The sequence below is a fragment of the Bacillus mexicanus genome, from assembly GCF_050445615.1.
In the GTDB taxonomy this organism is placed as follows: Bacteria; Bacillota; Bacilli; order Bacillales; family Bacillaceae; genus Bacillus; species Bacillus mexicanus.
Genome location: NZ_JBCEYV010000003.1, coordinates 425,713 through 451,596, shown reverse-complemented (window position 1 = coordinate 451,596; position 25,884 = coordinate 425,713). Strand labels below are relative to the sequence as shown.

Annotated in this window: 21 protein-coding genes; 10 read left to right on the top strand and 11 right to left on the bottom strand. The window is 31.2% G+C overall.

The features are described 5' to 3' along the window. Positions 1–26: 26 nt before the first annotated feature. Both AAGG74_RS17445 and AAGG74_RS17440 read right to left on the bottom strand, forming a co-directional pair. Positions 27–1,592 (bottom strand): AAA family ATPase, encoded by a 1,566-nt coding sequence (locus AAGG74_RS17445; RefSeq protein ID WP_429676482.1) that lies wholly within the window; start codon positions 1,590–1,592, stop codon positions 27–29. Positions 1,593–1,808: 216 nt separating this feature from the next. Beyond that, positions 1,809–2,540 carry a hypothetical protein gene (locus AAGG74_RS17440; protein ID WP_429676481.1) on the bottom strand — a complete coding sequence of 244 codons (732 nt, stop codon included), beginning with the start codon at positions 2,538–2,540 and terminating at the stop codon, positions 1,809–1,811. Between the two features lie 294 nt (positions 2,541–2,834). Here AAGG74_RS17440 and AAGG74_RS17435 point away from each other — a divergent pair, with 294 nt between their 5' ends. Further along, positions 2,835–4,340, top strand: coding sequence for an AMP-binding protein (locus AAGG74_RS17435; protein ID WP_429676480.1), 1,506 nt, complete (start codon positions 2,835–2,837; stop codon positions 4,338–4,340). A 63-nt stretch (positions 4,341–4,403) separates the two neighbouring features. On the opposite strand, the gene AAGG74_RS17430 is transcribed toward AAGG74_RS17435, so the two are convergent. Together AAGG74_RS17430 and AAGG74_RS17425 are read right to left on the bottom strand one after the other, a co-directional pair. Next, positions 4,404–5,501, bottom strand: a complete 1,098-nt coding sequence (locus tag AAGG74_RS17430) for an AI-2E family transporter (RefSeq protein WP_429676479.1) — start codon at positions 5,499–5,501, stop codon at positions 4,404–4,406. Positions 5,502–5,594: 93 nt separating this feature from the next. Beyond that, complete coding sequence (locus tag AAGG74_RS17425; protein WP_429676478.1) at positions 5,595–6,242, bottom strand: hypothetical protein; 648 nt, start codon at positions 6,240–6,242, stop codon at positions 5,595–5,597. Positions 6,243–6,405: 163 nt separating this feature from the next. Here AAGG74_RS17425 and dapA point away from each other — a divergent pair, with 163 nt between their 5' ends. After that, positions 6,406–7,290, top strand: a complete 885-nt coding sequence (gene dapA / locus AAGG74_RS17420; protein WP_429676476.1) for a 4-hydroxy-tetrahydrodipicolinate synthase — start codon at positions 6,406–6,408, stop codon at positions 7,288–7,290. A 3-nt stretch (positions 7,291–7,293) separates the two neighbouring features. Here dapA and AAGG74_RS17415 read toward each other — a convergent pair whose 3' ends face one another. The 3 genes from AAGG74_RS17415 to AAGG74_RS17405 form a co-directional block, all read right to left on the bottom strand. Further along, on the bottom strand, positions 7,294–7,488 hold the full coding sequence (locus AAGG74_RS17415) for a hypothetical protein (protein WP_429676474.1): 195 nt from the start codon (positions 7,486–7,488) through the stop codon (positions 7,294–7,296). 110 nt (positions 7,489–7,598) lie between these two features. Then, positions 7,599–8,828: a LysM peptidoglycan-binding domain-containing protein gene (locus AAGG74_RS17410; protein WP_429676472.1), complete on the bottom strand. Its 1,230-nt coding sequence runs from the start codon at positions 8,826–8,828 to the stop codon at positions 7,599–7,601. A gap of 129 nt (positions 8,829–8,957) precedes the next feature. After that, positions 8,958–9,665 (bottom strand): hypothetical protein, encoded by a 708-nt coding sequence (locus AAGG74_RS17405; protein WP_429676471.1) that lies wholly within the window; start codon positions 9,663–9,665, stop codon positions 8,958–8,960. Between the two features lie 111 nt (positions 9,666–9,776). On the opposite strand from AAGG74_RS17405, the gene AAGG74_RS17400 reads away from it, so the two are divergent. From AAGG74_RS17400 to AAGG74_RS17380, 5 genes are all read left to right on the top strand, one after another. Then, positions 9,777–10,415, top strand: a complete 639-nt coding sequence (locus tag AAGG74_RS17400; protein WP_429676469.1) for a hypothetical protein — start codon at positions 9,777–9,779, stop codon at positions 10,413–10,415. Between the two features lie 112 nt (positions 10,416–10,527). Next, positions 10,528–12,471, top strand: coding sequence for an AAA family ATPase (locus tag AAGG74_RS17395; RefSeq protein WP_429676467.1), 1,944 nt, complete (start codon positions 10,528–10,530; stop codon positions 12,469–12,471). Between the two features lie 61 nt (positions 12,472–12,532). Further along, positions 12,533–14,464, top strand: a complete 1,932-nt coding sequence (locus AAGG74_RS17390; RefSeq protein WP_429676466.1) for a vWA domain-containing protein — start codon at positions 12,533–12,535, stop codon at positions 14,462–14,464. 111 nt (positions 14,465–14,575) lie between these two features. After that, complete coding sequence (locus tag AAGG74_RS17385; protein ID WP_429676465.1) at positions 14,576–15,991, top strand: hypothetical protein; 1,416 nt, start codon at positions 14,576–14,578, stop codon at positions 15,989–15,991. A 60-nt stretch (positions 15,992–16,051) separates the two neighbouring features. Next, on the top strand, positions 16,052–19,039 hold the full coding sequence (locus tag AAGG74_RS17380) for a helicase-related protein (protein ID WP_429676464.1): 2,988 nt from the start codon (positions 16,052–16,054) through the stop codon (positions 19,037–19,039). A 20-nt stretch (positions 19,040–19,059) separates the two neighbouring features. On the opposite strand, the gene AAGG74_RS17375 is transcribed toward AAGG74_RS17380, so the two are convergent. After that, on the bottom strand, positions 19,060–20,076 hold the full coding sequence (locus AAGG74_RS17375) for an L-tyrosine/L-tryptophan isonitrile synthase family protein (RefSeq protein WP_429676463.1): 1,017 nt from the start codon (positions 20,074–20,076) through the stop codon (positions 19,060–19,062). 165 nt (positions 20,077–20,241) lie between these two features. Here AAGG74_RS17375 and hpf point away from each other — a divergent pair, with 165 nt between their 5' ends. Together hpf and AAGG74_RS17365 are read left to right on the top strand one after the other, a co-directional pair. After that, positions 20,242–20,547: a ribosome hibernation-promoting factor, HPF/YfiA family gene (hpf, locus tag AAGG74_RS17370; RefSeq protein ID WP_429676462.1), complete on the top strand. Its 306-nt coding sequence runs from the start codon at positions 20,242–20,244 to the stop codon at positions 20,545–20,547. A 100-nt stretch (positions 20,548–20,647) separates the two neighbouring features. Further along, positions 20,648–20,821, top strand: coding sequence for a zinc ribbon domain-containing protein (locus tag AAGG74_RS17365; RefSeq protein WP_429676864.1), 174 nt, complete (start codon positions 20,648–20,650; stop codon positions 20,819–20,821). Positions 20,822–20,901: 80 nt separating this feature from the next. Here the strand turns inward: AAGG74_RS17365 and AAGG74_RS17360 are convergent, their stop codons facing one another. Further along, positions 20,902–21,912, bottom strand: coding sequence for an aspartate-semialdehyde dehydrogenase (locus AAGG74_RS17360; protein WP_429676460.1), 1,011 nt, complete (start codon positions 21,910–21,912; stop codon positions 20,902–20,904). A gap of 236 nt (positions 21,913–22,148) precedes the next feature. Between AAGG74_RS17360 and AAGG74_RS17355 the strand changes: the two genes are divergently transcribed. Continuing rightward, on the top strand, positions 22,149–23,966 hold the full coding sequence (locus AAGG74_RS17355) for a helicase-related protein (RefSeq protein ID WP_429676458.1): 1,818 nt from the start codon (positions 22,149–22,151) through the stop codon (positions 23,964–23,966). Positions 23,967–24,016: 50 nt separating this feature from the next. Here the strand turns inward: AAGG74_RS17355 and AAGG74_RS17350 are convergent, their stop codons facing one another. Continuing rightward, a complete protein-coding gene (locus AAGG74_RS17350) occupies positions 24,017–24,544 on the bottom strand; it encodes a hypothetical protein (RefSeq protein ID WP_429676457.1) in 528 nt (175 codons plus the stop codon). A 125-nt stretch (positions 24,545–24,669) separates the two neighbouring features. Beyond that, on the bottom strand, positions 24,670–25,884 hold the full coding sequence (gene dapG / locus AAGG74_RS17345) for an aspartate kinase (protein ID WP_429676455.1): 1,215 nt from the start codon (positions 25,882–25,884) through the stop codon (positions 24,670–24,672).

Sequence of the window (25,884 nt, the reverse complement as noted above, 5' to 3'; positions counted from 1 at the left end):
TTGTAGTATTTCTATATTTCTAATCCTTAAAGGCTGAAATGAAATACGTCTCCTCCGTCCATAAAAACTTTTTTGATTTCACTCGTATAAGAATGGGTAAAAAAATGATTAGAGAGGTCTTTGAATACATTCTCTTTTAGGTACAACACAACATCATAGAAAAATTCTTCTGATGTGATATTGTTGTCTTCAGATGGCTTTATAAAAAATGGGCCAAGTAATTGATCTTCTTTTATAAAAGGAATGTCGGATAGATTTTTATTTATTGTTTTCCTAATTTTGTTCCAGGGTACCGATTCGTTTCTGTTCGGTAATGTTAATGAATATTTATTTGTTATATGTTCGTTTTCGTCAATACCAATATGATGGTGCTTCCATCTTCTAAAAAACGCTGAATCAATGGGTAATGTATATTGATCGCTGTTATTCAAAGTTCCCCATATATATAAATTACTCGGCAATGACATTTTATGAGGAAGATCGGGATGATTTATTTCTAAATAACTTAACAAATCCTCGGTGGGTTCGATTTCGTATGTACTTCTTCCATTTTTATCTCTTTCAATTAATTGAAGAAAATCACCAAAAATTTCGTTTGTGTTTCCTCTATTTAATTCATCGATAATTAGCACATATTGTTCTGTTGGATTCTTTAAAGATTCTAACAATACTTTTAATAACATTCCGGGTTGATACCTATAAACCAAGTTATTACTTTTGGTTTGAACTGGTTTAAAAGTTCCGATGAATTGACCATATGTATAATTTTGATGAAAAGTAACTCTATAAATGTTCTCTTTTTTAAAAAATTTCTCGGATTGTACTTTTAACATATGGCTTTTCCCTGTTCCTGGTGCACCTGAAATCAACCATTGGTGAGGATTTGGAATGTCAGCAACAATATCAACCGCTGTGTTGTTTTCGATCGAAAAACTAGTAGTATGTTTTATTTTATTTTCTTCTTGAATAAACAAATTAGTTTTTTCTAAGTCCAAACTTGTCCCTATTAAATCCTCTTTTTTTGCACCAAGAAATAAAAATCTCGCCTCTTCAAAGTATTTGCAAACTATTAAATAGTCTCCCTCAAATAGAAGTTTTCTAAACTCATAAAATTGGTGATCATCTTTTTCTTTATAACCTAAAGATATTCGTTCCCCTTCTCTTTTCTCTTTAGAAAGATGAACTTTTACAAATTCTTCGTCTATATGATCTAGACCAGAAAAATAAAAATTACGCTCAACTTTATATTCAGTGGGTATCTTATGAAACATATGCCCACAATTTTCTAAAGAAAAACGTACTGGTATTTGAGTTAAATACCACTTTTTAAAATGCCCTTTATTTGTACTATCATTTTGATACCTGAAATTTTCAACAACAGGAAATATAAATCTTTCATTTCCTTCGAATCTAATATCGGCATCTCTTGTTTTTTTGTCATTTATATTTTCAGTAACTATATGTCTTTTTTTCAAAGGTTTTATTAGTATCGAATCAAATATTGGCTTTGGATTAAATAAATATTTAAATTCGTCGTTGCCTTGGTTGTCAAAAATATTTTGCAGAACTTCTAGGCCAATTTCTAAACTCACTTTGCTACGCTCCTAAGAAAGTTTTATTTATTATATTTTTTTCTTTTTTTAAAAAACAAGGTTTTTTAAATTTTTCTTAAAAAATATTTTATTTCACAAAAAACAAATAACTAAAAACGACCTTATAAAGGTCGTTTTTAGTTAATCTGACTTCAATTCTGAATATGTATATATTAAGGTTAATCCATTGGATGCATTGGATGGATTAAGTATGTATTAGTTATTTATGAATATGATATCTGAAAAAACTGTTTTTCTGTTATTCAACAAAACTTGATTAAACGGGATACCTTCGTTGTGCAATTTTTTTTCCGAATAACGAAGATAAGCGTTTATTTTTTTTTGTATCTGATCGAAGTCTTTTTTTAGAAGTAAGTTTGCTTTTGAATTACATCCTGTTTGGTGCTTGCAAATTATAAACAATCTATTGGAGTCGTGTTTTCTTCTTTCTTTGCTTTGGTTTTCATAAAGCCATCTAATCAAATCATTTCGGTATGCGCGATCGCTGTCATATTGAAATCTTGTTTTATTAAACTTAGTTGGATAACTAGAAACTTTTAGATCGAATGGTGTATCCATAATGTAAAAATCAATTGTTTTATGCGCAAAGTTCTTTTCTTTTTTTACAATATTGTAAGAACAGAATAACGTTTCGGCCATCTTGCTTGTTTGTGTATTGAACCACCTATGAATTAGGTAATTGAAATCTCCTGAAGGTTTCTTCTTGTATAGATAAATCAATTCGTCAAATGATTTGGCTGTGTATACAATTTCATCTGTCAATTTATCGTTTCTGTTGTTCTGTATTCCCCATTTTTTCTTTAGATAAGGTACGGCTTTGTCTAATTCTTTTGAAAGATGTTTGTAATATAAAATTTCTTTTCGCTGTATCGGGGTTGTTTTGAATTTTTCGTATGGGTTAGGAAGATCAAAACTTCTATTCTCCAAATGTCATCACTCCAATGATTATTTTCAAATCATTATAGGAGATATAAAAAAAACATCGGAAAAAAATTTTTAAAAAATATATAGTTTTTCTAAAATAAATATTTTTTAAAGAAAATAAACAAAAAATAAAATATCTTTTATCTTGTATGCTAGACCTGCTTATCCAGTTGTGATTGATTGAGTGAGTAAATTCTTATTGATTACCGTCGGCACCCTAGCAAACTATAAAAGGACTCGTAAGTCTTTTAACTAATTTTGAATATAAAATGACATAAATTTTGGGAGGGGCTTTTTTTGAAATTAAATTTACCAGATAAGATTAATTTGTATGATGAACTTAAAAAACAAGCTAAAAAAAACCAAAACAAAGTTATAATTGAAGATCTAAATGGTGCTCTTTCATATAATGACCTTTTGTTGAATATAAATGTTTTAAGCCGAAAAATTAAACAGATTACAAGAGGAGAAGAAAGGATTGGCCTATATCTGCCTAATATTGTTGGTCAAGTTGTTGTCTTGTTTTCTTTGTTTAAAAATGGTCAAGTGCCCTGTGTTTTAAATTTTTCGATGGGGACTCAAAGCGTTTTGGATTGCATTGAAACAGCTTCTTTGAAAACAGTTATTACGTCTAGAGACTTTGTTAAAGTTGCAGATTTATCATCTGTTATTGAAGAAATGGAAAAGAAGGTAACCATCGTCTATGTAGAGGACTTGAAAAACAGTATTGCTGCAAAACATAAAATAATTGGACTTTTAGAAACGAAAATAAAGATACCAAGAAAAAGCAATAAAGAGGAAATAATTTTATTTACATCGGGAACAGAAAGTAAACCAAAAGGTGTTGTGTTAAGTCATTTGAATTTATATGCAAATGTAAAGCAAGCATTGTCGGTGATTGATATCAATGAAAATGATAAGATATTTAATTCACTTCCTCTCTTTCACTCTTTTGGATTAACAGTGTGTGTTATTCTACCTTTAATTTCGAATATAAAAACGTTTTTATATCCTTCCCCCCTTCATTACAAAGAGATTCCTAAAATGATACGAAAAGACGGGAGTACAATTACTGTTGCTACAAATACGTTCTTAGATAATTTTGCGAAATATGCAACCAGAGAAGATTTTAAAAGCCTTAAGTATGTAATTTCTGGTGCGGAAACTTTAAAAAATAATGTTTATGAGAAATACCAAAAAGAATTTGGGATAGATATACTACAAGGATATGGAGCAACCGAAACTGCCCCTATCATATCTTTAAACACTCCTAATTTCAGTAAATTTGGCAGTGTAGGAAAGCTAATACCTTTGATGGAAGCAAAAATAGATAAAGTTGAAGGGATTGAAAGTGGAGGAAATCTAATTGTCAAAGGTCCGAATGTAATGAAAGGTTATATAATAAATGGAAAGGGTTTTGTTCCCTCCAATGAATGGTACAATACTGGAGATATAGCAAACATAGATGAAAATGGATATATCACAATTCTTTCTAGGTTAAAAAGATTCAGCAAAATAGCTGGAGAAATGGTGTCTTTAAATAAAGTTGAAGATTTAGCTATAGAATGTTATGGAAGAACGTCATTTTACTCTGTTAGTATCCCTGATAAGAAAAAAGGTGAACGAATAATTTTATTTACAACAATTGATAACATTTCAGAAAAAGAACTTAAGAAATTTATTAAAAGCAAAAAAATATCTTCTCTGTATATACCGAATAAAATAATCTTTATTAAAGATGTGCCATTACTGGGAAGCGGAAAACCTAATTATAGAGAATTGGAAAGAATGGCTTCTGAATAAAAGAGGGCCATCTTTGCTGAAAAATAAAAAAAGCAATGTTATATTGCTTTTTTTAAATTAATGTTATTGTTGAGTTTTTTTGATTTTTATCTCATTATTGAATAACCATAAGCTAAAATATCCTTTTTCCCACAAAGATTTCATAATGACTAAGAAAATTGGTGCTAATATTATGCCAATCACTCCGAATAACAAAGAACAAGTTACCATACCACTCAACATTAAGAAAGGTGATATTCCCAAAGAGTTTCCCGTTATTCTAGGTTCCATTATATGCCTGAAGCTAACAATTACTAACCATAATATCGTGAGTTTAATTGCTGTGGCAATTTGGCCAACGATTATTAAGTAAACTATCCACGGGATAAATAATGTTGACACGCCTAAAAGTGGAAGTATATCAAAAACTCCGCTTATGAATGCAAGAAATAAAGAATTATCGACACCAATGAAAGCTAATGATATCCATACAATAACGAAAGTAAATGTTATTAAAATAATTTGAGCTTTTATATAAGATTTTAATCCTTTGATAGTATCTCCAAAAACAGAAATTGTAAAAAATTTAATGTTTGTAGGCACGTTTTCAGAAAGGAAAAGTCCAAATCTTTTCCATTCGAAAGCTAAAAATATTGATAGTATATAGCCGATAATAATCTCTACAAGTAATTTTGAAATTAAGCTGACATTTGAAAATAACGCAGTAGCTATACCATAAATCCATCCTGTTATTTTAGAAGAAACTGAACCCATTTGTGATTTCGCGTTATCTGTTACTACGTGAGGTACTTGATTAATTTGAGATTTAATAGATCCAACATATTTTTCAAAAGTTTCTTGTAACCAAACTATCCATTCCGGTAAGTTCTTGCTAACGTTCTGTGCCTCAAAAAATAATAAAGTTCCAATTGAACCGATTAAAATAAGTAAAAATAAAGTTATTAATGTAATACTTATTGTTACGGAAAATTTATACGAAAGACCTCTTTTATTCAAGAAATTTATTAAAGGTCTATATAGTGCATAAAACAACAAAGAAAAATACAGTGGAGCAGCATATATGAAACTAAATTTCAAAATATAAAATAACATAACGAAGGCAATTAAGAATAGACATAGGTTTGTTATGTATCTCCAATTTACTCTCAAATAATTTAACAAAATGACTTACCTCCTCTCTCTTAATTCCTAGAATATAGATGATGATTTAGAGTTTATTTCAACAAACCAACTTTTTAACTTGTTCTAATGCCATCAATTTGGTTCTATAACACCTTTTGTGGATTTATATGTTTCTTCACTAATATAGTGTCGTTCTACATAAGAATCGTTGCTAAGTATTGTTATCCCTGAAGAGTCGACATTTGCGGTACCTTTCTGGATTGGGATAGCACTATCTTTAGTTGCATTGTCTATAATAATGCTAATTTTATTATTTTTTATTGTTTTTCCTATTAATAAATAATTGTAAGACATTGTCGGAAGGTTATATCGACCAATTAATATGTGTTCAGTCTCATTATTAGAAAAAGGGATCACACCTTGGACAAAATAAACTCTATTTTTATTGTAATCAGTCTCTTTTTTATAAATCTTCTTAAAATTTTCTGTTTTAGGGTTGAATGAAAATACTTTAAAAAATGTTTTGTTTTTAGTATGCGATAAAACAAACAACTCTTTTCCTTCGTAGTTACCGTCCATTTCTAAATAAAGTAGTTTATCAATAGTTTCATTTTGTTTGTGTTTGGATTTATATAATTCGAAAACTTCTTTGTTCTTTAATTGATTGTAAGAATCGTTATCACTCTCCCCGTTTGCTAGGACGGGCTCGAATTTTGAGTTGCTGCACGCTGAAAGGGTGAGTAAAAAGAGCAAAGAAATAAATAGATATTTCTTTTTCACATTGATCTCCCCCCTTATTAAGTTAAACTGTAAAGATTATATGTTTTTCGAAAAAAAATTCAATAATAAGTTTCCAAAAAAATAAATTAAGTCATTCCCTTTTAAAGCAATTTAAAAATATAATTTCTTTGATTTAATACTGATTTTAAGGAGTAGATTACTTATGAAAAACGATTTTGGAAAGATTGTTACAGCTATGGTGACTCCATTCGATAATAAGAACAATCTTGATATAGCAGCTATAAAAGGTCTGGTAAATCATCTAGAGAAAACAGGATCTGAATCCTTAGTTTTAGCCGGAACTACAGGAGAAGGACCAACTTTAACTGAGAATGAAAAAATGATTTTGCTTAAAGAGGTTCTAAAACAGAAAGCTCCTGAAACGAAAATTATTATGAATGTTGGGACAAACAATACCAATGAAACCATTTTGAATGCTAAAAAGTGGAGTGAACAAGACGGCGTAGATGGTATTATGGTTGTTTGTCCATACTATAACAAGCCCAGTCAAAGAGGATTGTACGCTCATTTCGAAGCTGTAAATAGAAATGTTAATAAACCGATTATGGTATATCATATCCCAGGAAGAACTAATGTCATAATGGAATCCGACACAATGATAAAAGTGGCACGGCTCTCAAATGTAAGTATGTTGAAAGATGCAGAAGGCAATATTGAAAAACTTAGTATGGTGATTTCTGATACTAAAGAAGATTGGTTCGTTTATAGTGGAGATGATCCTTCTATCTTGGAATATCTTGAGATCGGAGCAAAAGGTGTTGTGTCTGTTGCGTCACATATTAAAGGTTCTAAATTACAGGAATTATTTACACACTTTGAGAATGGTAATAAAACTAAAGCCCGTGAAGTACAAAAGGAAATTAAAGACAGCTCGAAATTTCTCTTCCCTTCTTATGCACCTAATCCTGTCCCGATTAAATATGCATTAAGTAAAATGAAAATGATTAATAGTTCTGTAAGATTACCACTAACAGAAATGGATGTTGAAGAAAAAGACAATGTTGTGAATGGTTTGAGGATTAGCTAAAGTTTAGGACGAGGAGAATCCTCGTCCTTTATTTATACTTTTATTTAGTTTTATTTCGCCAAATAAATCGTCGTAGGTTATAGAGCTTAGACCTCTCCCTAATTTAGATATTTCGTTAGCTTCTATCCAATCTTTTTGAGTTAACTTATTGAATTTATTGTTTTTGAGTTTAATTTTTTTAAGTTTGTTTTTTTTCATAGCATTACCTCGTTTCATTTTACATTTTAACAAGTATTCGAAAAATATTTTCTTTGTATAATAAGAAAAACCTCTAACACAACATAGTGATAGAGGTTAGGTTATATTATTTAGAGGTTTAAATAAGGAGTTGGGTCTACTGCGTTTGCTTTATCGTAAGTCCATTCTCCTTTGTGCAGTTCGAAATGTACGTGCTGACCCGTTGAGTTTCCAGTGGAACCCATCCAACCAAGGAATTGGCCGCTCTTAACTTTGTCTCCTACTTGTACTGCTCTGGAGCCACTCCGCATATGTGCATAAACAGTCTCGTAATTTTGTCCATTTATTGTGTGTTTGATAAATACTACCTCTCCGTATGAGTCTGAAGTATACGATCTTGATACTACTCCGTCGGCAGCTGCTTTAACTTGGACATTTCCGCTTTTTGCGAAGTCTATTCCATAGTGGAAACTCCCCCATCTCGCCTTGAATCCCGAACTAATTACGCCATCGGCTGGACGATTAAACAAAGATTTTGTTTGTGGATTAGTGCCAGACACTTTTAGTGATTGTCCTACGTAAATGACATCGCTGGATAATTTATTTAATTTTTTCAGATTAGACACGCTCAAATTAAACTTGCTTGCAATTTTAAATAAAGTATCCCCTTTTTGAACTTTGTATGATGTTGTGGAAGGAGTAGATGTATTAGTGGGTGTATCTGTTGTGGGGCTGGATGTTTGCGCTGAACCTTTAACAATTAATTTTTGTCCTTTATAGATTGTTTCTGAAGTTAACTTATTTAATGATTTTAAGGTACTTACAGATATATTATGTTTTGAGGCGATACTCCATAATGTATCTCCGGGGGAAACAGTGTATGTAGTGGTTAAGGACGAGGTTCCAGATGAAGATTTAACTGTTTCGTAAGTTGGATCAGAAAAATAACTTGAGTAAGAGTAACCTTTTTTTCCATTCACAGAAATGTAGTACCAGCCACTTTTTGTAGACAATATTTCTACCTTTGCCCCTTTTTTTATGGTGGTAACGATATTATAATTGTTTCCTGCTCCACTTCTAACATTTAACCAAGAAGCTCCAGTAACAGTTCTATATTCTTTTTTAACTGTAGAGGTTGAAGTGCTTGATGTCTGACTTGTAAATAACTTTTGACCTGAAAAAATTGTATTCGTCTTTAAGTTGTTTATCGATTTTAGTTTATCTAATGAAATGTGATTATTTTTTGCAATGCTGTATAAAGTGTCACCATTTTTCACTGTAATCGTACTTGCAGAGGCTATAGTTGGCACGGATAAGGCGGCCACCAATAAGCTTGTTGTTGCAATTGTGAGTTTTTTCATATTAAACCCTCCTGTTAGAAAAGAAAAGGAGTTACTTTGCTAGGTTATATGGATGATCTATGAAAATTCAAGAAAAACAGAATAAAAAATGTGAAACTTTCACAAAAAACTTGTTTGCAATCTTTATTTTCAACGGTTTTTAAATACTATCTCGTTGTATAAGTCCAACAAGCTAATTCCCGTTGTATCCATAATATCTTTTTTTTGTGCATTTATTTCTTTGTTAATTGTATTTGCTATAGGAATAAGTTTTTCCGGAAGCAAATATTCAACATAAAGGTGTAGATTCTCTCTTTCTTTGTTGTAATAAAAAACTAACGGTAAGTATTCTATATCGTTCGGGTCTAAAACGTCCTGAAAAAGTAATATTTCTTTATTATATTCAAAGATACATTGAATGTATTTCCCTTCGCATACCCCGAAAAAAAGACTTTTAAAATTTTCAAGATGAATGGAATTTAAACCATCGTAGTAAGAATCATCATTTTGATTATAGTAATAAGACATTAAGGGAAAAAAAATCTTGCTACTTAAATTGTTAGTGAAAATATCTACTTTTTCTTCTGTAAGCGATTTGCAGATTTCGAGATCGTTAAATTTATTCCCGCAAAAAGGACAGAATTCTATACCTGATTCTATATTGTTGTAATGGTGAATTGAACCATATAAATATTTAATTTTATCTTTTAATATATCTTCGATATGAAGATCTTTTAATATATATAGACATTGGTTTATTTTAAAAATAATATCGAAAACCATATCTTTCCCTTGGTATTTAACATCTACATATTCGATCTTCTTATAGTCTTGGAACTTAAATATCCTCGCGCTCATTTCATTCACCTCCAAAGGGTCTTTTATCTTCTTCTTAATCGCATCTATCTTTCCTTTTTTAAAAGGGAAAACCAATAATGATATAAATGTAATAACAGAGGTGATGTAAAGATGAAACTAAAATTATTTGCCATTACTGGGATTGCTGCTATTGCTTTAGCCGGTTGTCAAAACGTTCAGAATGGGGAAACAAATCATTCAGATGCTGAAAATGAAAGTAATAATTCAGTGAAAAAAGATAATTCAAGTGAAAGTAAAAGTTCTACGAATAAAAACCAGGAAACTAGTCAAGTTGAAAAAGCAAAAGATAATGAAGTTTCGAAAAAATTCAATTCAGAAATATCTACAAATAAACAGGCGGGATCAATTACTTCTTCAAAGAAACAGGAAGATAAACACACTGAAGATGATCAAAATGCATTAAAAGCTGAGAACATTATAGTTACCTATTTTAACGCTATATCTGCTGGTGATCTTAATACATTGGATAAAATATACCCCTCTGGAATAGAAGAAAATGAACAATTAAAAAAGATGTTTGAGACCAGTAAAATTACTGCTGATATAGTCGATATGAAAAAAGTTTCCTTAGATCAGAATAAAGCTCAATACAATGTAGTGGTAAAACTATTTACAAAGAAAGATGACCAAAATTTTACAAACAACAAGTCGAAGTACACATTGATGCTTGATGTTTCAAAAGGAACAATTACAAACAAAGCAATAGATTCCACCGATTTCTTGGAATGATTTGAAGAAAGTCCTTGAGAGTTTTTACTGTCGGGACTTTTTTTGTTTTTTTCATTTTATCTAATTTTTAATTTTATAATTATCCATATAAAACAAAAGGAGAAATATACATATGATTAAAACTTTGAAAAAAGATGTTGTAATAGTACTAAATGAAGAATTATCCAAGGAAAAAGGTTTTTTGTATGGGGATGATGTTTTTGTTGGTATGGACCATAGTAAGCCTAAGACAATTTTTAGCCGTAATGATACTAATAGGAAAGATATACTGAAAGCATTGTATGCAATAGAACTTCATCTTAATTTGCTTGGTCTTGAATTGAAAGAAAATAGTAATTTTTCGGAAGAAGAAATTGGAGAAAAACTTTTAGAGGCTTTTAATCCCCCTCACGAAGAAACAGATTTCGATCTTATTACTAGTGGAACCGAGTTAGCGATCTTCCCTACTGATCGTTCAGAGGAAATTGAAGAGAAAAATGATGATAATCAAAGCGAGCATATTGATTTCACTCAAACTGACCAGAACCAAAAACCTGAGAAACAATTTAAAGAAAAATTAGGCGAAAAGATTTCAATCGATTTAGAGGACACGGAGTCTAAAAAACTTTCGCGAGAAGAAAAACGGAAAATTGTTAATGAAGGTATTCTCAGTGCGCTTGAACAAGGTAAAGAAAAACTTGTTGACATTTCTCAAGTAGTCAATAAAAGGGTTGAAGTATCTGACACAACTATTAGAAACAATTTGATTGATATGGTTGACTCAGGAAAAGTTGAGTTAGCTAAACGAGGAACATATAGACTCGTTAAGTTAAATGAACAGTTAGTTGGAAAAGATTCTGATATTAATATGAAGTTTCAAGATCAGAAAAAATCTCTTAAAGATATAGAAGTTACTCCAACGAATAATGTCGAGGTCGTTAAAACAGATAAAGCTATCCTTGATAAAAGACAAAGTAATATTGAAGATAAACATCAACAGAATACAGTTTGTAGGTTTAATAAAGAAAATGTTGAAGATCAAAAAAATAAAATTACAGCTTCTACCTATCCTCCGCTTTATCGTGATAATGAAGCAATTAGACATTATCTAGAAGAACGTGGAGTAAAAGAGATGATTATCAAATGGGTGCTAAACTATCGTTCATATAATGCGGACCGTTTTGAAAATGCTGCACAAGAAATTGTAGATCGTATTGAAGAGTATCCTGTTTATATTGGTCGCGGGGTTTCTGTATTAGAAAAAACGCTTGCTGCTATGATGAGAGATCAGCCGTTATCACTTAAAGGGGAAGCTGGTACAGGAAAAACCACTCTTGTAGAAACAGTTTCGAGTTTGTTGAACTTACCTTTATTTTCCGTCAATGGATCATTAGAATCTAATAAAGCAACACTCGTAGGTGAAAAAGATATATCTGATAAAGGACGTCTTATCACTAAGGATGGGCAAATGACTAAGGCTATGAAATGTGGAGCCATTCTATATATTGACGAAATCAATATGATGAGACCTGATGTATTAGCAATTGTAAATGCTGCCACTGATCACCGAAAAACATTCTTTAATGATGTATCTAAAGAAACTATTGTCGGACACAAAGATTACCGTTTTATTTCTGCTATGAATGTTGGTTATGCTGGTGTTAAAAAAATGAATGAGGCAACTATGGATAGGACCGCCTCTATAGTTTTAAGTTATCTTGGTAAATCGGAGATAAAGACGTTGCTAAATGAAATTGCAAAAAGAGAAAATGAAAAGGCTAGATTAGATAATTCCCCAGAATTAGGAATAGTTGATATCACTAATTTAACAAACATTTATTTAAAGTTAACAAGCGCGGTTATGACTAGCGGATCTATTCCTGTGTTGGCTGCATCTACTCGAAATATCATTCTATTGGCTAAGTTAGTTCCTATTTTAGGTTACGAATTAGCGCTTGAAATGATGTTGGAGAAATTTGAACCAGAAGAAGCTTCTGTGATTGTTGGCGTTTTGTCTAAGGACGACTTGTTCGAAAAATTGAATATCAATGTCGCGAATCTTCTTCAAGAAAATTAAATTTTTATAAATAATAGCCTCTCTCCCCTACTTGAGAGGCTTTAATAAAAAGGAGAAAAAAATGATTTTAGATAATTTTTTAATTCAAAATTCAATAAATGGTTTCTTTAAAAGTTCGATTTGGGATTTTGAAGATATTGTGTCAGTAGATGCAATGAAACAATTAGAAATGACAAGGTTGATATTCGATGATGGAGAGGAATGCTATACGACAGGAAAAACAATTGTAATCGGTAAGAGCTTTCCTGTTTTTAGAGACGAGTCAAATAATATTGCTTATAGAAGAGTTCAAGGGGTTTTAATACACGAACTTGCTCATTTGCTTTATACAGACTTCAGAGAATACAGCAGCTTTATCAACACAGCTCCTCATAAATTTAAAACAAGCAAAAATATCGCCAAAAATGTATTGAATATTTTAGAAGATTACCGAATAGAGAAAAAAATTGGTGAACGCAATGAATTTTATAAGAAGCTTTTTTTAATGGTACGCTATCATATCATAAACGATCTTAAAAATCACATTAACGTTAATATTGAAAACGATGCAGATAGACTTAATGTACTAATCAACTCACTTTTATTGATAGGTTATATTGGAAGCCCTTTTAAGACAAAAGATAAAACAACTAATGAGATATTGGTTGAATTTGTTCCATTGGTTAAAAAAGCTACATACGCTTCCTCTACTAAAGAAGTGTCAGAAGTAGCTGGAAATATAATGAGTTTATTAAGAAATTTAAATATAGAAGATACAGATTTGGCACTTAGTGATGAAATAAAATCACTGATGGGGAAATTAAAACAAAAAGGTTCATATTTCGCTTCGGAGGCAAATACTACAGGAGCTAATATTGATATCCTTTATACAGGAAATAATGAAGCTGAAGAGGTAGATCAAGTAACCGATATAACGAAAATGTTAGAAAAAGAAGAACAAAAAGCTAAAGAAAGTTTATCGGAAATGGGAAATCTAATTCAAGAAGAAATGTTAAAACTCGAAAGAGAAGATATAACGGACAAGATTTTGAATAACTACTTAAATTCCGACTCGGAAATAAAAAAAGAAAAGAAACTGAACCAAGAAGAATTGGCTATTGAAGAATTAAAAAAAGAATTGCCAGACCACCATTCTCATAAACGTATTCACATTAAAAAATCTGTCAACATCGAAACGTATAGCTTGGATCATTATGAATTGATTAAAAAAACTTTGATTTTACATATAAAAAAAACAATCTCTCAATTAAATAAGCTGATTGAGATAAAGTTTGATGATTGGCAGTATAATCAAAAAAGAGGCGTTCTAGATACTGATTCCTTAGTAAAATTCTTAAAGTTTGATGAAATGGATATTTTTAAAACCCAATATCCGGAAGAAGAGAAAATGGCTATGGATGTTATGTTATTAGTTGATTGCTCCGGATCAAATTCAACTAAGGTTTTAAATAAAAAGAATAATGAACGCTTATCCCGTTATAAGGTGAATCAAATGATTTCTTTATTTCTTCACGAAATATTAAAAGGAATTGAATGGAAGCATTCAATTTGGGGATTTTATTCAGGGACGTCTGAAAACATCTCCCCTATCGTTCCATTCACTGATTGTTTCGGAAAAAAATCAGGATTAAAAATAAGAGATATTGGTGCAAGAAGTGCAAATAGAGATGGGTTACATATTCGTATGGCCGGCAGACATTTGGCCGGAAATGCTGATACAGAAAGAAAGCTGCTTATCGTTCTTTCGGATGGACATCCTTCGGCTAAGGGATATAGCGGGGAATCAGCAATGAAAGATGTTTTTGAAGCTACACAGGAACTTAAAGAACTTGGAGTAAAAACAATCGGAATTTTCTCTGGCGATGAATCTGAGAATAGATACTTTAGTAAAATGTATGAAAATCACATTTTTTTGAATAACGAGGGTATATATGATTTTCCAGATGAAATATATAAGATTTTGGTCAAAGAGTTTGAATCTGAAGACGTTTGATAGAATTTGAAAAGCAGGACAAATCCTGCTTTTTATTATTTTCTTTTTTTTTCGAATCAATCAAATAAGTGATTATAATTTATCCATACATAACGGAAGGGGTTTTTATTAATGGAAATAAAGCTTGCTGCAATAACAAATCTTAAATTTCGCGCAAAAAGAATTCATAATCGATTTGATTTTAAAACAACAGATACGATGAAAAAAATCGTTTCTCCCACAAACGCTTTAGATTTTGAGGGTGATATTGAATCGATGTTAATTGATGCGAATGAATTAGTGTTTATTGCGCTTGATGATAATCGAGATTATGCTAACGAGATTTTCAAAAAAACAAAAAAATTATTAATTGATGGGAGTAAAATTATTTTGAATAAAGGATCAAATCGAGAAATGAGCGATTTGGTTTTAAAAGAATCCCAAGATATATTAGACCTTTTATACGTAATTGAAGAAAATGGCGAGCAATTCAAAAGTTTTATCTATAAAGATAAACACTTTTTTGACGAGAGATGGTTTTTCAAAATTGCACAAAAAATTAAATTGTTAAGTGATGTTAATATTTTTTTTAACGAATTAAATGGCGGAAACAATGCAATCAGAGTAAAAAATACAATTTTAAATCCTTACGGAAAAGAAATTCATCTATATGGAATAGATAGAGATATTGATTGGGGAGAAGAATCCCGAAATAAAGGAATTGAAACAGCTCGTGGTGGGATTCACGAATCTAGTTCTTATTGGGCTGATATTTGTTTCTGTGCAAATCATCAAATAGATTTTTCTAACGAAGAGTATAAAAACACTGTTAACTCTGAGATATATAATTTTTACCGCGAACACTTGGTTCGAAAAAATGGTGGATATTTTGTTTTCAATTATCCTTATTACCGAATAGACAGAATAAAACATATCTTCAACAACTATGAGTTAATTGCAGCAATAAATACAGATGATGAATTAGGGAATATTATTTTTGTTATGAAATACGTGAATTCATCAGATGCTACAAAACGTAAGATTAAAAAAATAATGTACAGTCATCAAAAATTGCCTAATGAAATTTCTTTTGAAATCGAGTATCGATCAGAAGGTTTGTTAGAAGTTAGAACTTTTAGAGGTAAGTATGTAGATTTGAATGATATAAAAGCTGAATTTAGGCACTTTGATGACTCTGCATCGTTTTTGTTTAATTATTACCATCCGCAAAACAAATTGAAAAATCTTAGCCGCCCACTTATTGAATACAAACCAGGACACATTCCGGCAATGGCGACTTCTGAGATTATTAATGGCAGATATGTTGATGAGGTTTTAGAGAAAAAAACAGGACATAATTTTGGGTTTGATCATTTGTTTTCTACAAAAATTGTAAAAAGAGATGTTGAAGAGTATGAAGAAAAGATAGATAAAGAAGGTAATAAAATTACAGAAATCAGTCTGAAAAAAAGTAATATTATTGTTTCAATAGCTTTGACAGCACTTGGAGAATATATCGAATTGTTTTCAAATGAAAACAACGAATAATATTAATATTATATATTAATATTGCATTACATTATATTAATACTTTTTGGAGGTATTTTTTTGGGCAATTATAGATTGAGTTTCAACAATGGTGAAAGACAGTTTGAAATCAATACTGATTTATTAATAGCTAAAAGAACGGAAAAAAGAAATGAAATGCAAATTCTGGCTGTTTCGCTTTATCATACAAAAACGGAGCTAAATAAATTGATAAAGAAAAACAGCGGAGCTAATGCTTCTTTGAATGGTCATCCTGCTTACAAAAAAACAAAGTTTATTATCAATAAATTTTCTAATTATGAAAAGAATGAAGTACAAGGAAAATATCATCAACGAGTAACTTTGGTTAGAAAAAAAGAACTTTTGATTGATGAAACGAAAGAATCTTATCCTATTGTTATGTTGCCAAAGGAAGAAACAAAAGATTTACAGACAATCATATTTGAATATGTGAGAGACAATATTGTATCTCCCCTATTCCCTGATGTTAGGTACCCTCAAGTGCTTGCTGGGGAACTATTCATAAGTTGTGATCAAGCAGAAGAAATACTACAAAATATTGAAAACGGAATAATTGAAACTGAAGAGGAAAAATTAGCATCAGAAATGTTGGTTATGTATCATCAGTGGGCAAATTACTTGACCACCGAATTAATAAAAAGAAATAGACTTCATCATTTAGAGGTTATTGCTTGTCCTCGTGAAATTATTGCTTATGAATTAATGATAAATGAAAAAGAAATCCGTGATATTATTAGTACTGGTTTGCAGTATGGATATATTTATCTTTCCAAGAATAACAAGGTAGAAAAAAGATATGACAAATTTGATGAATATATGCCTGTTTTTTCTGGAACTTTTAAAAAGCGTATTGAATCTATTGCACAAACCGAACATTATTACGGCAACATTCGCAAACAAACTCAAATATTTTTAGAGAGATTAGGAAATAGTCCGATTTCTATACAAATAGATGCTATTGAAGCTGGACTGAAATCGTTAAAAAAACAAAAGCGATTTAACCTGGTTGGCCAACCTGGTGTAGGGAAAACTTATATGATGTCTTCAATAGCATTTTTGGATTCATTGTACAATAAAAAGCCTATGAAATTATTGGTCTACTCTCCGGACCATTTGGTTGAATCTGCTTGGCAAAGAGAAACAGAAGAAACATTAATTGAGGCTACATATCATCATATTACTTCTGTATCTGACATTATCAAATATGATAAAGAGGGCTACTTAACAGATACTAAACATAGAGTGTTTATTCTTAGCCAATCAGCAGCAAAGAATGGATATTCATTGATACCAAACGTTCATTGGGAATCAAAGTTGTTGCCTGCGCCGGAAGAAAGTATTGTGAGTTTAATTTCATCAAAAGTTTTTGTGTGTACAGATTGTGGTGAGGTTATTACTAAGAGGATAACAAATCCCAATAGAGAAAAAGGAGAACCAAAAATCATTGAAGTCCCTGTTCCTATTGATCATTTCAATACTGAGCGATACAACAATAGAAAATGCAACTCTTGTGGCTCTATTTTATGGGGAGTATCTAATAAAAAAGGTATTTCTTTCAAACAGTTTATGTCTGGTGATAAAAAACAAAGTAAGTTTGTTTTAACTGATATGGGATTTTTACCAAGGGACGAAAAAAGTTTGCTATCTATAATCAAAGACTTGAGTGAAAAACAAGCTAAGGATCCAAAAAAATCTAGGGCCTCTAAACTTAAAAGTTTGAGAAAAGCGCTGGAACAATTAAGGGGTAATGAAAAAACAAAAAATATTATTTCCTTATATAAAGTCCCTGTAGCAGAATTCATCTTCAAGAAATACAAAAGTGTATTTACTCATTTGATAATTGATGAAGCGCACGAAATACAAAACAACACTTCTTCTAGAACTCAAGCAGCTGGTAAACTAATTGCATCAGTACCTAAAATTATTACGGGAACAGGTACAATGATGAATGGTTATGCTCGATCTTTATTCTATACTTTTTTTATGTTATATCCTAGAAAAATGAAAGAGGCAGGGTTTGAAGTATCTGATATCGAAAAATTCCAAGTGGCATTTGGAGTTACTGAAAAAAGATTTAGATTGATCGATGGAAAGAAAAAGCCAATAGCTCCGAAGTCTAAACCGGGCATATCACCTGTTATTTTCCCAATGTTTTTACAAGATACAAGTGTGTTTATGTCAATGGATGACTTAGACGAGGAACTGCCTAAATTAGAAACAAAACCGATCGGTGTAGAAATACCGAAAGAAATAATACAAGGGAAAGAAGAATTAGAAAAGGTTGTAAAAAAAATAGCTAAAGGAAACATTAAATTATTTAAAACGATAATACCTGCTCTTTATTCTTATTTGGATATGCCAACCGTTCCAAAGATTATTAAAGATGAAAGTGGTAGTGTTGTATACAAAACTAAGGTCATTCCTGATGCGAAAGACTACAAATTAGAAAAGTTAAAGGAAATAATCAAACACGAAATACACAAAAATAATAACAGGGTAATTGTTTATACTTATTATACTGGTGATGGGATTAACGATTATCTCAAAGAAAAACTCCTTGAAGAAGGTTATCAAGTGACCGTTCTAAATAAGAATGCAGAATACAGTTATTCCTGCGAAGGTTCTAAAAAGAAAATCCCTAAAAAGAAGCGAGAAGAATTTATTAAAGAAGAAGTTAAAAAAGGAGCTCAGATTCTTATTACCAATCCGGAACTCGTTAAAACTGGTACAAACTTAGTTGATTTTGCCCCTATTGTGAGATACCAAATGGATTATCAAGTGTATACAGAAAGACAAGCAAGAGGAAGAACAAGAAGAATTGGCCAAGTAAAAGATTGTACAATTTATTATCTGTATTACTTTGACTCATTACAAGAAGATATTACTAAACTAATGGCCACAAAAATCGTTGCATCCGAGGCGATCGAAGGAAATATGGATGCTGCTGGTTTGGAAGCAATTACTGATACTAGGAGTCCTGAAGAGGAACTTTCCAACCTCTTCTTTAAAAGTATGGATTTATACTAAATATAAAAAAAGATCGAAATTCAAATTTCGGTCTTTTTAGCTTTTTTGAAGAACATTGGGAAATTATATTCTTCGAAAAACACTGGGGAAATTTTTTTATTCTTCATATCCAACCAGGGCACCATTTCCCAATTGTTATCGAATATTGTTATCTTTGAATGTGTTCTTGTTTGAAAATGCGGATTTAACAGTATGTTGAAGAATTTGCTTCTTTTTGTAGTGTGGGCTATCAAGAGATTAGGGTGTTGTTTTTGAAGTAAATCCAGTGCTTTCCCTTCTCTAAAAATTAGATTATTAAATGCGCGTATTCGGCACCCTTCTTTTGTTAAAAAGAAATCAATAATTTCGTTATAAGTCTGATCTACGTCCATCAATGGAAGGAAATCATCTTTCCAATTTTCTATTTGGTTAAAATAAGGAGCTTTTTTATCTGACCATAATCGATAATAATGTTCTGTTTTAAGAGTCCATCTTGTTTCAAATTCTCCTAATGAATCACCAAACATTTCTGGCCAGCGATTAAGTACAACAGAGTTTCTTGTTCCAGTAAGTTTCTCTGCTGCAAGGTTGAACTCTCGAACAATATTGAAAGTTGTGTCGAGTTCTTCTTTGGACCATCCCCCTACCCTCTCATATAAATCGCCTTTGAAAGCAATGATAAAGCGGAAATTATAAGGATATATCTCTCTTATTGCTTTGGCTATCATCTGCAAATGAACTAATGTAATATACTCTGCTATATCAGGTTCGTATCTACCGTTGGATACTTCTTGCTTTTTAAACTTTGGGGAAAATGCGGTAAGGAAAAAATCAATTGGTGCCCCCTTTGAAATTTGTTTCTTTAATTTTGTTAAATATGTCTCTTTTATATACTGAGGTGTAATATCGCTTCCTTCTAAGTGAATGACTGAGTTATCAGAGAACAAAAAACGAAAAATAGCATCAGCTATAGTGTCCTCTTCCCTTATTTCTAGGTTGTATCTATTTAAAAAAGAATTAAACTTTAGATCATCGAATGTTAACTCTGTAAGTTTCAACCTAATGCCTCCCTTTATATTTAATTGGTATAAGTATACTCAGAAATTAAATAAAATTAGAAACAATTATTAATTTTTACTGACTTAGATAATTGTTTTTAGAAGCTAAAGAAAAATATAATGCCTATACATTCAACATAACCGGTTAATAAAAGGGGAAAAACTGTGAAGATACAATTTAGAGGACATAATTTTGAATTATCGGAGTTCAACAAAGAAATTGTTATTGATAAGATTAACACTCTGCAAAAGTACTTTGAAAGTGAACAATTAACAGTCAAGGTTTCAGTAACAAAATTTCAGCGTAGCACAGAAGTTGATATAACTATTGTTGTTGACAATAATTTGAGGGTGCATTCAAAGCAAATAAACTATGATTTTTATAGTGCGCTTGTTCTTGCGATTGATAAACTTGAGACGAGAATTAAAAAACGAAAATACACATCTGGCGGTTTTAAAGTGAATAAATAAATAAAAAAAGACGAGATATATTCTCGTCTTTTTTTATGATAGTTCGGTAGAACACCGAAAAATAATCATCAAAATTGATAGATGATTTTCTTCTAGTCAGATTTGTAGCAATTGTGGCCAACAGGGCGGACCGAAATTACGTTACATCAGGACCTGGACTTGTATCGAGTTCGGCTGTGTTCACGATCGTGATATCAACGCTGCAAATGAATATGAAAAACGAAGGTTTATGACTTATTGCCGCTGGAAACAACGGTGTATCCTGATAAAATAACTAAAATCTATGGCAAAAAGGAAAACCGATTGGCTAAGTTTGGTGTTCGCAGGAATCTCGATACTTTAGTGCCGAGTAGTTCAAAATCTAGTAATTAAATTTTCTGCTATTTGAACTGCATTTAATGCTGCCCCTTTTAATAAGTTGTCCGAAACAACCCAATAAGATGCTGCGTTTTCTTTGTAAATATCTTTTCTAAGTCTTCCTACCGTAGTATCAAAAACACCTTCTGAATTTCTTGGCATTGGATACATTTGTTCTTTTGGATCATCAATAACTTTGAGGCCGTCAAAAGAGTTCCAAAGTGCCCTTAAGTCATTTTCGTTAATTTCTTTTTCAGTCTCGATATAAACCGATTCGCTATGTCCCACAAACACCGGTATTCGAACGCAAGTTGCGTTAACTTCGATATTGTTATCGTGCATTATCTTTTTTGTTTCATTAATCATTTTCATTTCTTCTTTTGTAAATCCGTTATCTTCGAATGAGTCTATTTGAGGTATTACATTAAAGCTAATTGGATGATTATAAACTCTAGGTGAATAGTTCTCTTTTTTTAGAAATGCGGATGTTTGATCTTTTAATTCTTCGATAGCCTTTTTCCCGGTGCCTGAAACAGCTTGGTATGTCGAGACTACTACACGATTTAAACCATAATTATCCAAAACAGGTTTAAGAGATAAAACCATTTGTATGGTTGAACAATTAGGGTTAGCAATAATACCTTTATGTTTGAAAATGTCTTCTGGGTTCACTTCTGGTACTACTAACGGAACATCTTCTTTCATTCTAAAATGGCTAGTATTATCGATAACAACAGCTCCACTTTTAACAGCATATGGGGCAAACTTTTTAGAAATGCTGCCGCCGGCTGAAAAAAGAGCAATATCTATTCCTTCAAATGATCTTTCCGTTAATTCTTCTACAACAACTAATTTTTCTTTATAAGTTAAAGTTTTCCCAACTGATTTGGATGAAGCTAAAAGCTTCAACTTATCAATGGGAAAATTCCTTCTTTCTAAGGTTTCTATCATTTTTTGGCCAACAGCACCTGTTGCTCCTACAACTGCAACATTATATCGTTTTGTCATTATAAACACCTCTAAATAGATTTCCCGTGAGATTTTTTTTCGGGTTTTTTTGAATCTTCTCGTTATATTTGTATTTTCAAAGTGACCACATTAGACTGACACATATTTATTTGTATAAAGATAGCATTACCCTTCTTGTTGGCCCGAGCCAAGTAAAAAAATAGAAAATGAAGGGGTTATAAAAAGGATAAAGAAAGTATTTAAAAACTTACTGTGCATTTGGTGGTGGTCATTCGATGATGAAAATACAAAGAAAAATCGAAAGAAAGTTACAAGAAATAGATGAATTGCTAGAAAATTGGAAATGTAATGATGATGACTGTTTAAATATAGAAAATGAATTAAGAATAAAATTCGAACAAATCTTTAATCAACAGTTGGTTTTAAATAAAAAAATGCGTCATTTAAAATTAGAAAATGATAAAAAAATATCAATTTACCAAGACAAAATTGAAGAGTTTTTCAGATCAGTTTTTCTTAATTATAAGAATAGATATCCTATAGAAATTGAATATGAAGACTTAATTAATAATTATAAAGATGATCCTAAAGTATTTTTGGTTTTAGGGGTAAGTGGAATAATTCAAAAAGAAAAACTCATTGAAAAAATATATCATTCTGAGTTCAAAAGGAAAATGTCAAGTCATCCAAAGAATGACTATCCTCTTGCAAGATCAATTAAAAGAAAATTTATAATCCATTCTGGACCTACCAATGCTGGAAAGACCTATGAATCGTTGGAAAAGTTAAAAATGAATGAAACAGGTATTTACCTAGCTCCTCTTAGGTTGCTCGCTGTGGAGGTATTTGAAAAATTAAATATGGAGGAAGTGCCCTGTTCCTTGAAAACCGGAGAAGAAGAAATAGAAGTTCCTTTTTCAACTCATATTGCTTCAACAATTGAAAAAGCGGACTTTGACACCTGTTATGATTTAGCTATCATTGATGAAGGACAATTAATTGGAGATCCAATAAGAGGGGCATCCTGGACAAGAGCTGTATTAGGTTTATTTGCCAAAGAAATTCATATATGTTGTTCTGTTAACGCTGTTCCAATACTTAAAAAAATAATTACTGATTGTGGTGACGAAGTTGAAGTTATAAAACATAATAGAAATACACCTCTAATATTCGAAAAGGAAAATTTCTCATTCCCCGAAGATGTAAAACAAGGAGACGCTTTAATTGTTTTTACTCGTAATAAAGCATTAGAAGTTGCATCGATTCTAAGTAAAGTGAATATAAAAGCTAGTGTTATATATGGGAATCTTCCTCCTGGAACTAGAAGAAAACAAGTGAAACAGTTTATTGATGGTGATACTAAGGTTGTAGTCTCGACTGATGCTATAGGTATGGGAATAAATTTACCTATTAAACGAATTGTGTTTCTTGAAACAGAAAAATTCGACGGGAATTCCCCGCGAGAATTGATTGATCAAGAAGTTAAACAGATTTCGGGAAGAGCTGGTCGCCAAGGTATATATCCTGAAGGGTATGTCAATAGTTTCAAAGATAAAGAAAAAATAAGTGGTCAATTGAAAAAGAAAGATGAAATTATATCAACTTTATTTATAAAACCAAATAAAGAGGTACTCTTGTCCATTAATGTTGGAACCCTAAAAGAAAAACTTATTTATTGGTTAACGTATGCTACTGAAATACCTTATATTAAAAAAGCGGCTATAGATGAACAACTCATTTTAATTGATGAAGTTGATGAAAAATTAAATGGAATATTGAGTGAAGAACAGTTATATAAGGCTATACATATACCGTTTGATTTCAAGAACGAATATCTTTTAAAAATTTGGAATAAGTATTTAACAGAAACATTAATCAAGGAAATTCAATATACACGGCCGGATATTATCCAAGATGGAGAACTAGATGAACTAGAAACTTTATATAGACAAATTGATTTGTATTATTCTTTCAGTAAGACTTTTAATAAAAATGTGGATGACAATTGGGTTAATCGACAAAGAACGATTTTGTCTGAGAAGATACATAAGAAGTTGATCGAAGATATAGATGAGACCGCTTTTAGGTATTAATATTGGCAACAAAACTAAAGAATATAAAAAGACCGCCTAATAAGGCGGTCTTACTTTTTAACATCGTACTGATTTTGTCTTTTTATAAATTCATAAAAAAGTTTGTAATTATCCATCTCTTTGGAGAAAAAATCAGTGTCAATATCAGTTGTTGTTTTAATGCTATCTTTGCAGGTGTACTCAAAATATTTGTAATCTTTTTTTCCTAAAGGTTTTCTATCGGTTCTAACTTTATTGTGAAACAATTGATAACATTTTTCTGATGGAATGTTAAATTTACTTTCAGATGAGAACTTTTGAATTTCTCCGCATTTGTAATGGATGATATTTTGTTTCTCAAAAGCATCTAACTGATGTTTGTTTCTTGGGAAATAAAATCGTTCTTTTTTATCTGGTTCTTGCGAAATGTTCCATAGTAGTACAATTTCTAACCGATCTTCATATAAATGGTGTGAATGAAGTTCAAATTTATTGACTTGGCTAAAGGTTACTTTATGTTTACCGAAAGATTCTACATATCTTTTTATTTCTAGAGTCGAGAGATTATGCTTTGAATTAATTAAAATTGGATAATTCATTCTTATCCCCTCTTTTTTGAAATTAAATACTTAGTATGTTATTTAATCATTGATTTATATTTACCTCTTACTTATGAAGAAAAACCGTACCAAGGCGGGGTCAAGGTTAATTGGAGGATTTTATATTACCTGACAATAGGAACGTGTAATTCAAATGCTCGGTGAAGTTCATTTATTGCGGATACTGAATCTGATGATGGAACTAGAATCCATATCGTTGTATGGGAGTCAGTTGTTTGGAAAATTGGTATATTCCTTGTATACAAAGTTTGTACGACTTTTCTAATAATACCTGGAACTCCTGTTATGCTAGCCCCTACTAATGAGATTTTAGTAACATCATTTCTGGATTGAAAGGTTAGATTTAGGTTTTTTAATATCGAACCAACTTTTTTTGATTTACAAGATTGAACAGTAAATGAAACTTTATCTTCAGTTATATTTATCAAATCTAATGAAATATTACTTTTTTCAAGTTCGCTAAATAATTCGTTTTGAATGGAATAAGACGTTTTACAATCAACAGTGAATTGAATGATCTCGTCTGTTTGAGTAATTCCCGTTAAATATTGTTGGTTGTTGCGCTTGTTTTTGCTATCTAATTCGCATTGATTAGTAATCAATGTACCTTCGTTATCAGAAAAGGTTGATCTCACTCTAATGGGAATATTATATTGCATTGCTATTTCTACTGCTCTTGGGTGAATTACTTTTGCTCCCATATAAGCTAAATTGCATATTTCGTTATATGTTGTTTTGCACAAGATTTGTGCATCTTTTACAATACGAGGATCGGCTGTCATTACTCCTTCGACATCGGTGAAAATATCGACGTATTCAGCGTTGATGGATGCGCCGAGAGCTGTGGCAGAAGTGTCGCTACCCCCTCTACCTAAAGTTGTTATCTCATTCTGCTTTGTTTGTCCTTGAAACCCTGTTACGACTACAACATCAATTTTTTTTAATTCGTTATAAATTCGCTCGGGTCTAAGTTCAGTTATTGCGGCTTCGTTATAAAAATTGTTCGTTATAATGCCAGCTTGCCCGCCTGTCAGAACAGTATTAGAAATTTCTAATTCATTTAACTCACTGGAAAATACACAGGCTGAAATTAATTCGCCTGTATTCATTAAAAGGTCTTTTTCTCTTCTCTTGATATTTGGAGCAAGGCTTAAAAGCGTATCGGTTGCATAAGATTCTCCTTTTCGCCCCATTGCTGATACAACAACTACAACTTTATAACCATTGTCTATTTGTTTCTTTATATGATCATAGCAATGATTTCTATTCTCTTTGTTGGACACTGATGTTCCTCCGAATTTTTGGACGATGACTTTCAA